Source organism: Streptomyces sp. NBC_00704, from assembly GCF_036226605.1.
Lineage (GTDB): Bacteria > Actinomycetota > Actinomycetes > Streptomycetales > Streptomycetaceae > Streptomyces.
Window position 1 is genome coordinate 725,537 of the sequence record NZ_CP109000.1, and the last position, 15,988, is coordinate 741,524.

Here is a 15,988-nt window from a genome sequence, read left to right on the forward strand (position 1 = left end):
TCGTGCCTGCACGGTAGAGCCGGGCTTCCCGCCGCTTCAACCGTGCGGACGCGCCGAGCCGGGCGGGGCCGCCGCCCGCCCGGCTCGGCGCGCGGGGCCTACAGGGCGCGTTCCAGGTGGTCGGCGACCAGCTTCACGAAGCGGCCGGGCTCCTTCGGGCGGCCGCCCTCGGCGAGGACCGCGAGTCCGTGCAGCAGTTCCGCGGTCTCGGCGAGGCCCGTGCGGTCCTCGCGCTCCTTGTACGCCTGGTTGAGGCCCTTCACCAGGACGTGGTCCGGGTTGAGTTCGAGGATCCGGCGGGCGCGGGGCACCTCCTGTCCCATGGCGCGGTACATGTTCTCCAGCGCCGGGGTCAGATCGTGCGCGTCGGAGACGATGCAGGCCGGCGACACGGTCAGGCGCGAGGACAGCCGCACCTCCTTGACGTCGTCGTCGAGGTGCTCCGTCATCCAGCCGAGCAGGGCCGCGTACTCCTCGCCCTGCTTCTCCCGCTCGCCCTCGGCCTTCTCGTCGTCCTCGCCGCCGAGGTCGACCTCGCCCTTGGCCACGGACCGCAGCGGCTTGCCCTCGAACTCGCCGACCGCGTCGACCCACACCTCGTCGACCGGGTCGGTCAGGAGCAGCACCTCGATGCCCTTGGCGCGGAACGCCTCCATGTGCGGGGAGTTCTCGATGCTCTCCCGTGACTCGCCGGTCAGGTAGTAGACGGCGTCCTGCCCGTCCTTCATCCGCTCCACGTAGCTCTTCAGCGTGGTCGGCTCGTCCTCGCTGTGCGTGGTCGCGAACGACGAGACGGCGAGGAGGGCGTCGCGGTTGTCGGCGTCGCTGAGCAGCCCCTCCTTCAGGACGGCGCCGAACTCCCGCCAGAAGGTGGCGTAGCGCTCGGGAGCCGCGGTCATCATGTCCTTGACCGTGGAGACGACCTTCTTGGTGAGGCGGCGCTGCATCATGCGGATGTGCCGGTCCTGCTGGAGGATCTCGCGGGAGACGTTCAGCGAGAGGTCCGCCGCGTCGACCACGCCCTTGACGAAGCGCAGGTACGGCGGCAGCAGCGCCTCGCAGTCGTCCATGATGAAGACGCGCTTCACATAGAGCTGCACTCCGCGCTTGTAGTTCTGGTTGTACAGGTCGTGCGGGGCGTGCGAGGGGACGAAGAGCAGCGCCTGGTACTCGAAGGTGCCCTCCGCCTGGAGCCGGATCGTCTCCAGCGGTTCGCGCCAGTCGTGGCTGATGTGCTTGTACAGCTCGTGGTACTCGTCGTCGGACACGTCCTCGCGCGAGCGCGCCCACAGCGCCTTCATCGAGTTCAGCGTCTCGGGTTCGCGCGGGGCCGCGGTCTCGTCGTCGGACCCTTCGGGGGTGTCGCCCGCGGCCGCCTTCGGGATCATCCGGATCGGCCAGGTGATGAAGTCGGAGTAGCGCTTGACGATCTCCCTGATCGTCCATTCCGAGGTGTAGTCGTGCAGCTGGTCGTCGGAGTCGGCGGGCTTGAGGTGGAGGGTCACCGTCGTGCCCTGGGGGGCGTCGTCCACCCGCTCCAGGGTGTACGTGCCCTCGCCGCGCGAGGACCAGCGGGTGCCGTGGCCCTCGCCGGCCCGCCGGGTCAGCAGCGTCATCTCGTCGGCCACCATGAAGCCGGAGTAGAAGCCGACGCCGAACTGTCCGATGAGCCCCTCGGCGCCGGCCTCGTCCTGCGCCTCGCGCAGTTCCTGGACGAACGCGGCGGTGCCGGAGTTGGCGATGGTGCCGATCAGCCGGCCGACCTCGTCGTAGGACATGCCGATGCCGTTGTCGCGCACCGTCAGCGTGCGGGCCTCGGGGTCGGTCTCGATGTCGATGTGCAGGTCGGAGACGTCGGCGTCGAGCGTGTCGTCCCGCAGCGCGGCGAGGCGCAGCTTGTCCAGCGCGTCGGAGGCGTTGGAGACGAGCTCGCGGAGAAAGACGTCCTTGTTCGAGTAGACCGAGTGGATCATCAGCTGGAGCAGCTGGCGGGCCTCAACCTGGAACTCAAACGTTTCGGTCGACATGATGGGCGTGTACCTCACACTTCCGAGAGTCTCCTGGACTGGCGACAGCCACTGTAAAACACCAAGTCAGGGCGGGCCGACCGGCGTTCTCGCCGCGGTGGCCGGCGGCGCCGGCCGGCGGCCGTCAGCGCATGAGCGCGCCGCGCAGGGTGAGGCCGTAGCCGACGCGCAGCCGTCGCAGTTCCCACAGGGCGACCGCGGTCACGGAGCAGGGGGCGCCCAGGACCAGCAGGATCCGCAGCGGCCCCGGCACGCCCTCGTACGCCCCGGTCAGCACGTCGACGAGCGCCATCTCCCACACGAGGACCAGCGCCAGCAGCGGCGGGACCGTCTCGTGGATGTCCGCGGTGCGGAAGACGTGCACGAGGGACATCCCGATGCCGTAGGCGACGAACGGCAGGACCCACACCAGCATGAGCACGGCGACGACGACGGTCAGCACGGTCGTCACCGCGTCGGTGGCGAGCTTGCCGTCGAGGAGGCCGGTGAGCACGGCGGCGGGGAAGAGGGCCACACTGCCGATCAGCGCCAGGATGGAGCCGAGCGGCCTGCGGGCCCGGCGCAGCAGTTCGCGCCGCGCCGGCGGACGGGCCATGCCGATGAGCGCGCCGACGACCACCGGGAACGTCACCGCCAGGACGAGGACGGCGTTCCAGGACTGGTCGAGGCGGTCGTCCGCGAGGTCCGCGACGGAGGCGGCGAGTTTGTAGGAGAACGTCACCCACACCACCGCGGCCAGTCCGACGGCGGTGCGCACGCGCTGCATGCGGGCGACCGCCGGATCGTCGACGCGGCCGGGGCGCGAGGGACGGAAGACCTTGCGGCCGGCCGCGATGGGGCCGACGGCCCGCCACGTCCGGCGCACCCACCCCACCCGTGGCACGGGCGGTGGAGGTCCGTACGGGCCGTAGGGGTGGTACGGGTCGTAGGGCGGTCGGCCGCCCTGCTGGTTCCAGGCGTTCATGAGTTCGGTTCCCCCGGGTCGCGCTGACATGGAGACGCGTCGCGGAATCCTAGTGGCCGTGCGGGGGTGCGCCGGGGATACGCCGGGATCAGCGCGGAATCTCCTCCACCCGCGCGAACCCGTCGGCACGGCTCCACCGCAGGCGGGTGGACGACCCGGTGGCGTCCCTGGTGAACAGCAGGCGCCGTGCGTCGCCGGCGGCGTGGACCTTCGTCCAGCCGTCGAAGTCCGCGGTGAGGTGCGTGTCCCAGTGGGTGAGGTCGTCCGTGCCGACGGCGGCGAGCGACTCGGTGGGCGGCTCACCGTCGTAGCAGTAGTCGCCCCAGTCCGCGATGACGGCGACGGTGTCGCCGAACGCCTTCAGGGTGACGCTGCCGGTCCGTCCCGGTCGTGTACACGAGGTGCGGCGGGCTCCACCTGCCCGTGGCGCTCCGGTGCCGCTCCACGAGGCCGCGTCCGGCGACGTAGGCGACGCCCACGTGACGGCCGTCGGACAGCGTGATCTCCGCGTCGAACCGGGGCGCCGGCGAGGGATGCGGGGAGACCCGGGCCGCCGTCGCGGTGGGCGTGGCGGCCGCGCCGCCCTCCGGCGCGCCGCACGCCGCCAGCGCGCCCGCCGCCAGGACTGCTCCCGCCCGGGCCCGCAGCCGGTGTCCGCTCATCCGCATCCCCCGATGATCCCACTGCGCGGCGTGCCCGTCGTGGCCGCACCCCGGCGCGCGGCCGCCGGCCGGGGCGGAAATCCCGCTCGCGGTCGCGCTCCGTCCGGCAGACTCCCCCCATGGAGACTGCCGAGTTCATACGCGCCCTGGACCGCGAGGGGCGCGCGCTGGCCGCCGCGGCTGCGCAGGCCGGGCCCGACGCGAAGGTGCCGACCTGCCCGGAATGGCAGGTGAGGGATCTGCTGCGGCACACCGGCACGGTGCATCGCTGGGCGACCTCGTTCGTCGCCGGGGGCCACACCTCGTTCCTGCCGTTCGGGCAGGAGCCGGACCTCGACGGCGAGCCGCTGCTGGACTGGTACCGCGACGGGCTCCTGCGGTTGGTCGACACCCTGTCCGGCGCGTCGCCCGACGTGGAGTGCTGGCACTTCCTGCCCGCTCCGTCGCCGCTCGCGTTCTGGGCCCGGCGGCAAGCGCACGAGACGGCCGTGCACCGCGTGGACGCCGAAGCGGCCCGCGGCCGTGACGTCGCGGAGATCGCGCGGGAGACGGACGCCGGGTTCGCGGCCGACGGGATCGACGAACTGCTGCGCGGCTTCCACGCGCGCCCCAAGAGCCGGGTGCGCACACCGCAACCCGCGGTCCTGAGGGTGCGGGCGACCGACCTCGCCGACGCCGTGTGGACCGTGCGCCTGTCGGCCGGACCGCCGGTGACGGAACGCGGCGCGCACGGCACGGCCGACTGCGAGGTGTCGGGTCCGGCGGCGGCGCTCTGTCTGTCGCTGTGGAACCGGCTTCCGTTGCCCGCCGTGTCCGGCGACGCCTCGCTCGCGGCGCTGTGGCGGGAGACGTCCGGCGTGAACTGAGCGGCCCTGGACGCCAGTCGGCGAGCGTGCGCGCCGACACGGCGCGCTGCACGGGCTGCACGTCGGCGTGCAGGGCGCGGCCCCTGGCGGTCGGCGCGACGCGGGTTCCTGCGCGTCCATCCTGCGCGCTGGTCTTCCCTCGCTCGACATCCAGGCCGCCAACGGCGTCGCGGACCGTGAACAGGGCATGGTCTCGGGTCTGCTGAACACGTCGGGGCAGGTGGGCGGCGCGATCTTTCTCGCCGTCGTCACCGCCGTGGCGACCGCCGGCGCCCCCGCCGACCCCACCCCGCAGGCCGTCCTCGAGAGCTACCGGCCCGGGCTGGCGGTGGTGACGGTCATCGCCGCCGCGGGCCTGCTCATCACCCTCCCCGGCCTGCGCACCCGCCGCTCCCCCGGCTGACGGCGGCCGCCGGGGCCCGCGACTGACGGAGCCCCGCGCGTCGTTGCCCGGCGCGTGCGTCCGGCGGGCCGGACTGGCCTGCCGGGCGCAGCCCTGTGACACTCGTCCCATGAGCGGTCACGGGGAGCGGCGGCGGTCGCAGGCCGAGCGGGACGCGATCACCGTCGAGATCGGATACGCGCTGTTCAGCGCGGCGTTCGCGGCGGCGGTGCTGTTCGGGGCGGTGGCCGGACCGGCGCTGCTGTTCGAACTGCCGTCCGTGGCGGAGAAGTTGTCACTGCGCGCCGGACTGGTGCTCGCTCCCGTGGTGTTCGCGGTCCGGGTGGTTTCCGTCCTGGTCCGCTTCCGCGGCGGCGGTCAGCCGAGCCAGCCCGGCCGGACCAGCCCCGACTCATAGGCCAGGACCACGAGTTGGGCCCGGTCCCGCGCGCCCAGTTTCACCATCGTGCGGCTGACATGGGTCTTGGCGGTGAGCGGGCTCACGACCAGGCGGCGGGCGATCTCCTCGTTGGACAGGCCGATCCCGACCAGCGCCATCACCTCCCGCTCCCGCTCGGTGAGCCGGGCCAGCGCGCCGGCGGCGGCCGGCTCCTTGGAACGGGCGGCGAACTCGGCGATGAGCCGGCGCGTCACTCCCGGTGAGAGCAGCGCGTCCCCGGCGACCACCGCCCGCACCGCACGCAGGAGTTCCTCCGGCTCGGTGTCCTTGACCAGAAAGCCGGACGCCCCCGCGCGGATCGCCTCGAAGACGTACTCGTCCAGCTCGAAGGTGGTGAGCATGACCACCTTGACCTGGGCGAGAGCGTCGTCCTCGGTGATCCGGCGGGTGGCGGCGAGTCCGTCGAGCAGCGGCATCCGGATGTCCATCAGCACGACGTCGGGCCGCAGTTCCCGCACCGCGCGCACCGCCGCCGCCCCGTCGGCGGCCTCGCCGGCCACCTCGATGTCCGGCTGCGCGTCGAGCAGCGCCCGGAACCCCGCCCGGACCAACGACTGGTCGTCGGCCAGCAGTACGCGGATCACCGGTCCTCCCTCGCTCACTGGTTCCCTCCGGCCCCGGTCGGCAGCACGGCGAGCACGCGGAACCCGCCGTCGGGCCGCTGCCCCGCCTCGATCGTGCCACCGAGCGCGGCGGCCCGCTCCCGCATCCCGGCGAGACCGTTGCCGCTGCCGCCCGCCTCCGCGCCGGTCGCCGGTCCGTCGTCGTCGATCCGCAGGCGCAGCGTCGAGCCGCGGTCCTCGAGCCGCACGCGCGCGTGACGCGAGCCCGAGTGGCGCACGACGTTGGTGAGGGCCTCCTGCACGATGCGGAAGGCGGCGAGATCGGTGTGGGGCGGCAGCCGGGGCGCACGGCCGGTGACGTCGACCGTGAGCCCGGCGCGCGCCGCCTGTTCCACCAGCTCCGGCAGCCGGTCCAGCCCGGGGGCCGGAGCGCGCGGGGCGTCGCCCGGCGTGCGCAGGGTGTCCAGCACCTGGCGCACCTCGCCCAGCGCCTCCTTGCTGGCGGACTTGATGGTGGTGAGCGCCGTGCGCGCCTGCTCCGGGTCGGAGTCGAGGAGCGCGAGGCCGACGCCCGCCTGCACGTTGATGACCGAGAGGCTGTGGGCGAGGACGTCGTGCAGTTCGCGCGCGATGCGCAGACGCTCCTCACCGGCGCGCCGCCGGGCCGCCTGAGCGCGTTCGGCCCGCTCCCTGGCCCACTGCTCGCGGCGGATCCGGGCCAGTTCCGCGATCGCCACGATCGCCACGGCCCAACCGGCGACGACGATCTCCTGCCAGAAGGGGGCCGAGTCGTCCCCGGCGGGCGGCAGCCACCGGTAGAGCCAGTGCGCCACCAGCAGACGGACGGCCCACAGCGTGCCCAGGGCGGTCCAGGCGGCCCGGCGGTGTCCCGCCACCACGGCCGAGCAGCACGCCACCGCCACGGTGAGGAAGACCGGCCCGTACGCGTACCCCGCGCCGAGGTAGACCGCCACGACGGCGGCCGTGCCGAACACCACGGCCACCGGCCGCCGCAGCCGCCACAGCAGCAGAGCGCAGGCGACGAGCAGCAGCACCCGCGCGAAGAGGTCCAGCGGGGCCCGTTGGTCCTCCTGCGCGCGGGCGGCGAACGCCGACCCGGCGAGCACCAGCACGGTGATCAGGGCGGTGGACCGCCAGGGCAGGCGTCCCGCGTCCGGCTCCGCGCCCTCCCGGCTCGCCCTGGGGGGCGGCCACGGGAACGGCCGGCGCCGCGGCCACCGCTGCTGGCCGCCCGGCCCGTGCACCCGCTCATCGTCCATGCGGGCCACGCTAGACGCCCCGGACCGGCCCGGACGTCCGCCGGACGAGGTGCGCGGCCGTACTCCCCTGGACGTACGCGTGGACGGTGGACGCCCGGAGCGACCGCCGTGTCGCCACCGGCAAAGGGCGGACGGGGAAAGGGGGGATGGGACGGAGGGACTTCAGCGGACCGCCGTCCCTCGGGGGCGGGCACGGGCGACGGCCGGGGCTCCGCCGCCGCCCGTCAGTCAGTCACGTGTCCGGCAGGAGACCGGGCGGGAGACCTGGGCGGGGGGACCTGGACGGGGGACCTGGGCGGGGGCCGCGTCAGGACTCGCCTTCCTCCGCGGGCGACTCCGCCGCAGGCTGCGACGACGACCGGGACCGCGAGGGCGACGGCGAGGGCTGCTGCGTCGACGGCGACGCCGCCTTCTGCCGCCGGTCCATCGCGGTCAGCGCCCGCTGGGCCATCGGGTGCGAGCGGACGAGTTCGCCCAGGGTGGTCCGGCCGCGGGTGATGTCGGTGAACGCCCGCCAGGCCGGGCGTACCCCGGTGAGCGCCGCGTGGAAGAGTCCGGGACGGCGTTCGAACGCGGCGAGCATCCGCTTGCCGACGCTCATCTCCACGCCGAGGCCCGCCTTGACGGCGAAGGCGTAGTTCAGCGCCTGGCGCCGGGCGTCCACCGCGTCGTGGGCCTCCGAGATGCGCACCGCCCACTCACCGGCGAGCCGCCCCGAGCGCAGCGCGAAGGAGATGCCCTCGCGGGTCCACGGCTCCAGCAGACCGGCCGCGTCCCCGCAGACCAGCACCCGCCCGCGCGACAGCGGGGAGTCGTCCGCCCGGCACCGGGTGAGGTGGCCGGAGGAGATGCTCGGCTCGAAACCGGCGAGGCCGAGCCGCCCGATGAAGTCCTCCAGGTAGCGCTTGGTCGCCGCGCCCTCGCCGCGCGCGGAGATCACGCCCACGGTCAGCGTGTCGCCCTTGGGGAACACCCAGCCGTAACTGCCGGGCATCGGCCCCCAGTCGATGAGGACGCGCCCCTTCCAGTCCTCGGCGACCGTGTCGGGAACCGGGATCTCCGCTTCCAGGCCGAGATCCACCTGGTCGAGCTTCACGCCGACGTGCGCCCCTATGCGGCTCGCGCTGCCGTCCGCACCCACCACCGCGCGCGCCAGCAGCGTCTCCCCGCCCTGGAGGACCACCGCCACCGAGCGCCGGTCCGGCACCGACGAACCGTGCTGCTCGACGCGCTGCACGGTCGCGCCGGTGCGCAGCTCCGCTCCCGCCTTCTGGGCGTGCTCGACGAGCTGCTGGTCGAACTCGGGCCGGTTGATCAGCCCGAACAGCATCTGCCGCGAGCGGCGCGTCCGGGTGAAGCGCCCGTTGTTAGAGAACGTCACCGCGTGCACCCGGTCGCGGAAGGGCAGCTCGAAGCCCGGCGGCAGCGCGTCGCGCGAGGGGCCGATGATGCCGCCGCCGCATGTCTTGTAGCGGGGCAGCTCCGCCTTCTCCAGCAACAGCACCCGCCGCCCGGTCACCGCCGCCGCGTAGGCGGCCGAAGCCCCCGCGGGTCCCGCGCCCACCACGACGACGTCCCACACCTGCCGGGCGTCCGCCGAAGAGTTCTCGTCGTCCGCCGAAGAGTTCTCGCTGCTCACGATGGTCTACTGCTCCCGATCAAGCTGCTTGCCGCACCTGTCCCCCGCATCCTACGGCGGAGATCGCCACGGCCCGATGACGGTCCGCTGTGGCAGGATCGGCGGCGTGCGCGCCCCCACCCGGCAACGCGTACGCTCGCACGGTCCCTCGAACGGACCAGTGCCACCCAGTACAACGTCGCACCCACAAGGAGCGTGCCCATGCCGTCGAATCCGATCGCCGAGACCGTCGCCTCGCTGATGCCGAGGGCGCGGGAGGAGCTCACCGAACTGGTGGCCTTCAAGTCGGTGGCGGACTTCGACCAGTTCCCCAGGAGCGAGAGCGAGGCGGCCGCCGGCTGGATCTGCGCCGCGCTGCGCGCCGAGGGCTTCCAGGACGTGGCCGTCCTCGACACGCCCGACGGCACCCAGTCGGTGTACGGCTGCCTGCCCGGCCCCGCGGGCGCGAAGACCGTCCTGCTCTACGCGCACTACGACGTGCAGCCCCCGCTGGACGAGGCCGCCTGGACCACTCCCCCCTTCGAGCTGACCGAGCGGAACGGCCGCTGGTACGGGCGGGGCAGCGCCGACTGCAAGGGCGGCGTGATCATGCACCTGCTCGCGCTGCGCGCCCTGAAGGCCCACGGCGGCGTCCCGGTGACCGTCAAGGTGATCGTGGAGGGGTCCGAGGAGCAGGGCACCGGCGGGCTGGAGCGGTACGCCGAGCAGCACCCCGACCTGCTGGCGGCCGACACGATCGTCATCGGCGACGCGGGCAACTTCCGGGTGGGCCTGCCCACGGTCACCTCCACCCTGCGCGGCATGACCATGATGCGGGTCCGGATCGACACTCTGGAGGGCAACCTGCACTCCGGTCAGTTCGGCGGGGCCGCCCCCGACGCGCTGGGCGCGCTGATCCGCGTCCTGGACTCGCTGCGCGCCGAGGACGGCTCGACGACGGTCGACGGTCTGAGCGACGACTCGCGCTGGGACGGGCTTCAGTACGACGACGCGCAGTTCCGCCAGGACGCCAAGGTGCTGGACGGCGTCTCGCTGATCGGTTCCGGCGCGGTCGCCGACCGGATCTGGGCCCGCCCCGCGGTGACCGTCCTCGGCATCGACTGCCCGCCGGTCGTGGGCGCCACGCCCTCCGTGCAGGCGAGCGCCCGCGCGCTGATCAGCCTGCGGGTGCCGCCGGGCGTGGACGCGGCGCGGGCGACCAAGCTGCTGGAGGCCCATCTGGAGGCGCACACCCCGTGGGGCGCCCGGGTGAGCACCGAACAGGTCGGCCAGGGGCAGCCGTTCAGCGCCGACACCGGCAGCCCCGCGTACGCGGCGATGGCCGAGGCGATGGCGGTCGCCTACCCGGGCCAGGAGATGCAGTACGCGGGCCAGGGCGGCTCCATCCCGCTCTGCAACACGCTCGCCTCCCTCTACCCGCAAGCGGAGATCCTCCTCATCGGCCTGAGCGAGCCCGAGGCGCAGATCCACGCGGTCGACGAGAGCGTCTCCCCGCAGGAACTGGAGCGGCTGTCGGTGGCCGAGGCGCTGTTCCTGCGCACCTACGCGGCGAGCTGACCGCACCGTCACCCGATCCGCGTCAGCGCAGGGCCCCGTCCGACGGACGGGGCCCTGCGCACATTCCCTCCTCGGACGGCGTCGGCGAAGGAGCGGGGCCCGGAGGCCAGAGGCAGGGGGGGCCGAAGTGGTCGGCGGCGGCGCGAGCGCGGGCCGGGGCGGGAGCCGGCGCCGAAGCGGGCGGATGCGTGAACGACCCGCACCCGGGCGTCTCACGGAGGTCCCCGGCGTCTCACGGGCGGCCCACGGGCGTCCCGCGGATGGCCCCCGATGCGTCCCGCGTGGGTGAAGGTCCGTGCGGCCGGTTCCCGGTCCGGGGGCGGCTGGTCCGGAGCGCTCAGCCCTGCGGAACGCCGGCCTCCAGGTAGAGCGCGGACCGGTTCTCGCGGGCTCGCAACGCCCAGCGCAGCCGCTCGTAGCGGACCGGCGGGAGGAGATCGGCGGCCTCCTCCTCCGTCACGAAGCGCCACGCGCGCAGTTCGGGGCCGGGCAGCAGGAGCCCGGCGACGGCCGACGGTGCGAGCAGACCGCCGTCGAAGAGCAGGCGCAGACCGCCGTAGGCGGGAGGCACCGGACGTTCCCAGTCGACGACGAGCAGGCCGGGCACGTCCGCCAGCCGGATCCCGGTCTCCTCCTCCACCTCGCGCATGCCCGCGCGCGCGGGCGCCTCGCCGGGCTCCACCACCCCGCCCGGGAACTCCCAGCCGGGCTTGTACGTCGGGTCGACCAGCAGCACCCGGTCGTGCTCGTCGAAGAGGAGCACCCCCGCGGCCACCGTCTCCGCGGTGGGCTCGGGGGTCTGCACGATGTCGCACGCGGCGACGGCGCCGCTGCCGACGGCCTCGGCGATCCGGGCGGCCGTCTCCCCAGGGGTGAGGGCGCCGTTGTCGACCGGATGGGCGTCGGCGGTGAGCCAGGTCGCGAGGGCGGTCCGGTAGGGCTCGATGTGGTCGTACGACCACTGGCGGACCCGCATCTCGCCGTCGGGGAGGTCGGCGGGGACCTCCCGCCGGGCTATTCGCTCGCGCAGGATCGTTTCCGCCGGGGCGAGGAGCACATGCCGGACGGGGATCCGGCGGGCGGCGAGACCGCCGAAGATCTCGTCGCGGTACTCCTCGCGCAGCAGCGTCATGGGAACGACGAGGACGCCGCCCAGCTCGGCGAGGAGCGCGGCCGCCGTGTCGATCACCAGCCGACGCCAGATCGGCAGGTCCTGGAAGTCGCCGGCCTCGGCCAGGCGCTTGGCGGGCAGCAGGTGCGGGAGCGCGGCCCCGACGACCTCGGGGTCGAAGAGCGTGCTGTTCGGGATCAGGTCGATCAATTCCCGTGCGGTGGTGGTCTTCCCCGCACCGAACGCGCCGTTGATCCAGACGACGGTCACGGTTCCCCCTCTTCTGTTGGCCCCCTGTGGCTTGCCCGCTCCACCCTGCCACGGAAACCAGTTCCCGTTGAGGGCGTCCGGACGTGACGGCGCCGGCACCCCTGGGCGGGGCGCCGGCGCCGTGACTCGGGTGGCGTGCCGTCAGTCGTTCTGCCCCAGGGCGCCGTCGTCGACCGCCAGGCTGTCGCTGGCCACGGTGTGGTCGAGCGCGCTGAGGGTGTCGCCGACGTTCAGTCCGTCGAGGTCCTCGGCGCCCAGAGCGTGCGAGGGGGTGATCGCCGCGACGACGAAGCCGGTGGCGAGGGAGGCGATGGCGAGCATGCTGCGCTTCTTCATGTGCGGATCAACTGCGCGCACACGCGCGGGGTCACGCCTCATCCGCCGAATCCGCCCGATCCGCACGGTGCGTGAGACGCGCGAGGTCCGCGAGGCCCACCGGTTCCGCACGGTTGTCGCGGTCCGTGCGATGCGCGGAGTCCGCCCGGTGCGCGGGGACGCCCGGTGCGCGAGGTCCATCCGGTGGGCGAGGTCCCTGCGATGCCCCTGGTGCGCACGATGCACACGACAGCCAGGCGGCACAGCCGACCAACCGGGCGGGGCAGCCGGCCAGCGTGCCGGCCAGCCGGCCAGCCAGCCGACGGACGACCCGCCTGGCGGAACGTTCCTTCAGACGTTCCCGGGCCCTCGCGTTCTCAGACCCCGGCCGCCGGGCCTCTCGCCAGTGCGGCCGCGGCCGCCCCCACGAGTCCGGCGTCCGTGCCGGTCTGCGCGGGCGTCACCGTCAGGCCCCGGACGAAGGAGAGGGTCGCGTAGTCGCGGAGGGCCCGGCGCAGCGGGGCGAAGAGGATCTCGCCCGCTTTGCCCACGCCGCCGCCGATCACCGCGATGTCGATCTCGACGAGGGTCGCCGTCGCGGCGATGCCGGCGGCCAGGGCCTGGGCGGCGCGTTCGAAGGAGGCCAGCGCGACGGGGTCGCCCGCGCGGGCGGCTGCGGCCACGGCGGCGGCCGAGGCGTCACCGTCGGGGCCGGGCAGCCAGCCGTTCTCCCGTGCCCGCCGGGCGATGTTGGGGCCGCTGGCGATGCGTTCCACGCAGCCCCGCGCCCCGCACGGGCACGGGTCGCCGTCGAGGTCGACGCTGATGTGGCCGATGTGACCGGCGTTGCCCGTGGGGCCGGGATGCAGCCGTCCGCCCAGGACGAGGCCGCCGCCGACGCCGGTGGAGACCACCATGCACAGCGCGTTGTCGTGTCCGCGGGCCGCGCCCTGCCAGTGCTCGGCCGCCGTGATCGCCACGCCGTCGCCGATCAGCTCGACCGGCAGGTTCCCGGTCGCCGCCCGGACCCGGTCGACCAGCGGATACGCGCGCCAGCCGGGCACGTTCACGGGGCTGACGGTGCCGGTCGTCGCGTCCACCGGCCCGGCGCTGCCGATCCCGACGGCGTGGACGCGCTCCCACAGCGGCGAGACGGTCAGCTCCCCCAGCACCTCCTCGACGCCCCGCATGACGGTGTCGCCGTCCTCCCGGGCGGGCGTGGGACGCTGGGCGCGGGCCAGGATCGTGCCGTCGCCGTCCACCAGCGCTCCGGCGATCTTGGTGCCGCCGATGTCGAGCGCGGCCACTAGGTCGGTGTGCATAGGTCTGGGTTCTCCCCGTCCACCTGGAAATGGGCTGTCCGGTCCTGCGGCTGGGGGACGCGGGCCGGATTGCGGTGGACAGTCTCTCCCGCATCTGACAACGTTGTCCAGGCTCTATGCTCGACGCCACATCCTCATACAAACCCCGGGGCGCCGCACCCCGTCCGCGGAATCCGACGGGACGGCGGGCATGCCGGCCTCCCGCGGACGACAGGACAGGACACAGCATCGTGCCGGAGACGCAGCGCCGCCCCGAGAGCCGTTACGGCAACCGTCCGACGATGAAGGACGTGGCGGCGCGGGCCGGAGTCGGCCTCAAGACGGTGTCCCGCGTGGTCAACGGCGAGCCGGGGGTGACGCCCGAGACGGAGCGCCGGGTCCAGGAGTCCATCGACGCGCTCGGTTTCCGGCGCAACGACAGCGCCCGTGTGCTGCGCAAGGGCCGCACCGCCAGCATCGGCCTGGTCCTGGAGGACCTCGCCGACCCGTTCTACGGGCCGCTGAGCAGGGCCGTCGAGGAGATCGCCCGCGCGCACGGCGCGCTGCTGATCAACGGCTCCAGCGCGGAGGACCCCGACCGCGAGCAGGAGCTGGCGCTGGCGCTGTGCGCGCGCCGGGTGGACGGCCTGGTCGTGATCCCGGCCGGCGACGACCACCGGTATCTGGAGCCCGAGATCAGGGCCGGGGTCGCGACGGTGTTCGTGGACCGGCCGGCGGGCGGCATCGACGCCGACTGCGTGCTCTCGGACAACTTCGGCGGTGCCCGCGCGGGCGTGGCCCATCTCGTGGCCCAAGGGCACCGCCGGATCGGCTTCATCGGTGACATGCCCCGCATCCACACCGCCGTGGAGCGCCTGCGGGGTTACCGGGCGGCGATGGAGGACGCGGGGATAGCGGTGGAGGACGCCTGGATGTCGCTGGGCGCCACCGACCCGGCGCGGGTGCGGCGCGCGGCCGAGGAGATGCTGTCGGGGGACGCGCCGGTCACGGCCGTCTTCTCGGGCAACAACCGGGTGACGGTCACCGTGATCCGGGTCCTCGCGGAGCACACCCGCCGGACCGCCCTGGTGGCCTTCGACGACCTGGAGCTCGCCGATCTGCTCCAGCCGGGGGTCACCGTCGTCGCGCAGGACGCGGCCGCGCTCGGCCGGACCGCCGCCGAGCGCCTGTTCCGGCAGCTGGACGGCACGCTGCTGGTCCCCGAACGCATCGAGCTGCCGACCCGGCTGATCACCCGCGGCTCGGGCGAGCTGCCGCCGGCGGACTGAGGCGCCCGTGGACGCCCGTGACGAGCACCTCACCCTGGAGGCGCTGGGGCTGGCCGACGCGCCCCGCGACCATCCGCTGCGCTATCCCGGCGTCCGGCCGAGCGGTTCCGGGCTGCTCGACGGGGACCGGCTGCTGCCGCTGGACCGCCTCGCGCACCCCGGCCGGACCCCGGTGGTCGCCGTCGGCTCCAACGCGAGTCCCGCCCAGCTCCGGCACAAGATGGCCGAGTCCGGCGTTTCCTCGCCCGTCCCGATGGTGCGGGCGCGGGTGACGGGCATCGACGTGGGCGTGTCGGCGCACATCAGCCGGCACGGATACGTCTCCGCGTCTCCCGTCGGCTCTCCGGGCACGGCACGGCAGTTGTTCGTCATCTGGCTGGACCCGGAGCAACTCGCCACGATGGACGCCACGGAGCCGAACTTCGACCGGGTCCTGCTGCCCGCGCCGCAGGTGCGGGTGGAGCAGGAGAACGGCGAGGCGCTGCTGGGCTGCTTCGCCTATGTGAATCATCACGGGGTTCTGCACGACGGTTCGGGCGCCCCTCGCCGCCATCGGGACCAGCGTGCCCTCATCGCCGAACTCCTCGCGGAATCAGTGGCGTTGAGGGAGCTGTTCGGCGGGACGCCGGAGGAGTTCTGCCGTCGGGCCCGGTCCGACGCGGGCCTGCGCGACAGGGGCACGCGACTGTTCGCGCAGGAGAAGCGGGTGACCGTCTCCGGTCTGGAGCATCTGCGCGTCCGTTAGTGTGACGGGACGGCGTCGCGTGTCGGTCACCGGCCGGGTGAGGCATGGAGGCGCCCGTGAGTTTGCCTTACGGAGGCATTCCACACATGTCAGTCGAGCTGAATCACACCATCGTCCACTCCCGTGACAACCGGGAGGCGGCGGAGTTCCTCGCCCACGTTCTGGGACTCGCAGTCGGAGCCGAGTGGGGCCCGTTCGTCCCCGTCGGGACGAGCAACAAGGTCAGCCTGGACTTCGCCACCGTCCCGGCGGAGTCCATCGTCATGCAGCACTACGCGTTCCTCGTGTCCGACGACGAGTTCGACGCGGCCTTCGAGCGGATCGAGCGGGCCGGGATCACGTACTTCGCGGATCCGCAGGGCAGGCGGCCGGGCGAGATCAACCACAACCACGGCGGCCGGGGTCTGTACTTCATGGATCCGTCGGGGCACGGGATGGAGATCATCACCACCCCGTACACGTTCCCGGCGTAGCCGTCGCTGACGGCCGGCGGCCGGACCGGGGCGTCCGGCCCACGGTCCGGCCGTCGGCCTCCGCAGGACGCCGCACCCTTCCCG

Annotated in this window: 15 protein-coding genes and 1 pseudogene; 7 read left to right on the plus strand and 9 right to left on the minus strand. The window is 73.7% G+C overall.

Annotated features, from left to right (window positions below; all coding sequences use genetic code 11):
* Positions 1-98: 98 nt before the first annotated feature.
* From htpG to OG802_RS03040, 3 genes are all read right to left on the minus strand, one after another.
* Positions 99-2,027 carry a molecular chaperone HtpG gene (gene htpG / locus OG802_RS03030; protein WP_329406931.1) on the minus strand — a complete coding sequence of 643 codons (1,929 nt, stop codon included), beginning with the start codon at positions 2,025-2,027 and terminating at the stop codon, positions 99-101.
* A gap of 124 nt (positions 2,028-2,151) precedes the next feature.
* Positions 2,152-2,991 (minus strand): hypothetical protein, encoded by an 840-nt coding sequence (locus tag OG802_RS03035; protein ID WP_329406932.1) that lies wholly within the window; start codon positions 2,989-2,991, stop codon positions 2,152-2,154.
* A 299-nt stretch (positions 2,992-3,290) separates the two neighbouring features.
* Complete coding sequence (locus OG802_RS03040; protein ID WP_329406933.1) at positions 3,291-3,659, minus strand: hypothetical protein; 369 nt, start codon at positions 3,657-3,659, stop codon at positions 3,291-3,293.
* Positions 3,660-3,772: 113 nt separating this feature from the next.
* Here OG802_RS03040 and OG802_RS03045 point away from each other — a divergent pair, with 113 nt between their 5' ends.
* The 3 genes and pseudogenes from OG802_RS03045 (at position 3,773) to OG802_RS03055 (ending at position 5,319) form a co-directional block, all read left to right on the plus strand.
* Positions 3,773-4,519 carry a maleylpyruvate isomerase family mycothiol-dependent enzyme gene (locus OG802_RS03045; protein ID WP_329406934.1) on the plus strand — a complete coding sequence of 249 codons (747 nt, stop codon included), beginning with the start codon at positions 3,773-3,775 and terminating at the stop codon, positions 4,517-4,519.
* Between the two features lie 119 nt (positions 4,520-4,638).
* Positions 4,639-4,922, plus strand: a pseudogene (locus tag OG802_RS03050) (MFS transporter); the annotation flags it as partial.
* A gap of 109 nt (positions 4,923-5,031) precedes the next feature.
* On the plus strand, positions 5,032-5,319 hold the full coding sequence (locus OG802_RS03055) for a DUF6332 family protein (RefSeq protein ID WP_329406936.1): 288 nt from the start codon (positions 5,032-5,034) through the stop codon (positions 5,317-5,319).
* On the opposite strand, the gene OG802_RS03060 is transcribed toward OG802_RS03055, so the two are convergent.
* The 3 genes from OG802_RS03060 to OG802_RS03070 all read right to left on the minus strand — a co-directional run bounded on the left by OG802_RS03060 (position 5,280) and on the right by OG802_RS03070 (position 8,843).
* A complete protein-coding gene (locus OG802_RS03060) occupies positions 5,280-5,945 on the minus strand; it encodes a response regulator transcription factor (RefSeq protein WP_329406938.1) in 666 nt (221 codons plus the stop codon). The two genes, OG802_RS03055 and OG802_RS03060, sit on opposite strands and share 40 nt — an antisense overlap.
* 14 nt (positions 5,946-5,959) lie before the next feature.
* The gene (locus OG802_RS03065; protein ID WP_329406939.1) at positions 5,960-7,204 is read right to left on the minus strand and encodes a sensor histidine kinase; all 1,245 of its coding nucleotides are present in this window, start codon (positions 7,202-7,204) and stop codon (positions 5,960-5,962) included.
* 307 nt (positions 7,205-7,511) lie between these two features.
* Positions 7,512-8,843: a geranylgeranyl reductase family protein gene (locus OG802_RS03070; protein ID WP_329406942.1), complete on the minus strand. Its 1,332-nt coding sequence runs from the start codon at positions 8,841-8,843 to the stop codon at positions 7,512-7,514.
* 201 nt (positions 8,844-9,044) lie between these two features.
* On the opposite strand from OG802_RS03070, the gene OG802_RS03075 reads away from it, so the two are divergent.
* On the plus strand, positions 9,045-10,400 hold the full coding sequence (locus OG802_RS03075; RefSeq protein ID WP_329406945.1) for a dipeptidase: 1,356 nt from the start codon (positions 9,045-9,047) through the stop codon (positions 10,398-10,400).
* A 337-nt stretch (positions 10,401-10,737) separates the two neighbouring features.
* Here OG802_RS03075 and OG802_RS03080 read toward each other — a convergent pair whose 3' ends face one another.
* The 3 genes from OG802_RS03080 to OG802_RS03090 form a co-directional block, all read right to left on the minus strand.
* Positions 10,738-11,781 (minus strand): NUDIX hydrolase, encoded by a 1,044-nt coding sequence (locus OG802_RS03080; protein WP_329406946.1) that lies wholly within the window; start codon positions 11,779-11,781, stop codon positions 10,738-10,740.
* A gap of 141 nt (positions 11,782-11,922) precedes the next feature.
* Entirely contained in the window at positions 11,923-12,117 is a 195-nt protein-coding gene (locus tag OG802_RS03085; protein ID WP_329406948.1) for a hypothetical protein, read from the minus strand.
* A gap of 356 nt (positions 12,118-12,473) precedes the next feature.
* Positions 12,474-13,418: an ROK family protein gene (locus OG802_RS03090; RefSeq protein WP_329406951.1), complete on the minus strand. Its 945-nt coding sequence runs from the start codon at positions 13,416-13,418 to the stop codon at positions 12,474-12,476.
* Between the two features lie 230 nt (positions 13,419-13,648).
* Between OG802_RS03090 and OG802_RS03095 the strand changes: the two genes are divergently transcribed.
* The 3 genes from OG802_RS03095 (at position 13,649) to OG802_RS03105 (ending at position 15,904) form a co-directional block, all read left to right on the plus strand.
* On the plus strand, positions 13,649-14,686 hold the full coding sequence (locus OG802_RS03095; protein WP_329406954.1) for a LacI family DNA-binding transcriptional regulator: 1,038 nt from the start codon (positions 13,649-13,651) through the stop codon (positions 14,684-14,686).
* 7 nt (positions 14,687-14,693) lie between these two features.
* The gene (locus tag OG802_RS03100) at positions 14,694-15,431 is read left to right on the plus strand and encodes a hypothetical protein (protein ID WP_329406956.1); all 738 of its coding nucleotides are present in this window, start codon (positions 14,694-14,696) and stop codon (positions 15,429-15,431) included.
* An 86-nt stretch (positions 15,432-15,517) separates the two neighbouring features.
* Positions 15,518-15,904, plus strand: coding sequence for a VOC family protein (locus tag OG802_RS03105; RefSeq protein ID WP_329406958.1), 387 nt, complete (start codon positions 15,518-15,520; stop codon positions 15,902-15,904).
* Positions 15,905-15,988: the final 84 nt, after the last annotated feature.

Coding starts and splice junctions, on each gene's coding strand:
- htpG (WP_329406931.1), bottom strand. CDS start 2,027: ATGTCGACCGAAACGTTTGAGTTCCAGGTTGAGGCCCGCCAGCTGCTC.
- OG802_RS03035 (WP_329406932.1), bottom strand. CDS start 2,991: ATGAACGCCTGGAACCAGCAGGGCGGCCGACCGCCCTACGACCCGTAC.
- OG802_RS03040 (WP_329406933.1), bottom strand. CDS start 3,659: ATGCGGATGAGCGGACACCGGCTGCGGGCCCGGGCGGGAGCAGTCCTG.
- OG802_RS03045 (WP_329406934.1), top strand. CDS start 3,773: ATGGAGACTGCCGAGTTCATACGCGCCCTGGACCGCGAGGGGCGCGCG.
- OG802_RS03055 (WP_329406936.1), top strand. CDS start 5,032: ATGAGCGGTCACGGGGAGCGGCGGCGGTCGCAGGCCGAGCGGGACGCG.
- OG802_RS03065 (WP_329406939.1), bottom strand. CDS start 7,204: ATGGACGATGAGCGGGTGCACGGGCCGGGCGGCCAGCAGCGGTGGCCG.
- OG802_RS03075 (WP_329406945.1), top strand. CDS start 9,045: ATGCCGTCGAATCCGATCGCCGAGACCGTCGCCTCGCTGATGCCGAGG.
- OG802_RS03085 (WP_329406948.1), bottom strand. CDS start 12,117: ATGAAGAAGCGCAGCATGCTCGCCATCGCCTCCCTCGCCACCGGCTTC.
- OG802_RS03090 (WP_329406951.1), bottom strand. CDS start 13,418: ATGCACACCGACCTAGTGGCCGCGCTCGACATCGGCGGCACCAAGATC.
- OG802_RS03105 (WP_329406958.1), top strand. CDS start 15,518: ATGTCAGTCGAGCTGAATCACACCATCGTCCACTCCCGTGACAACCGG.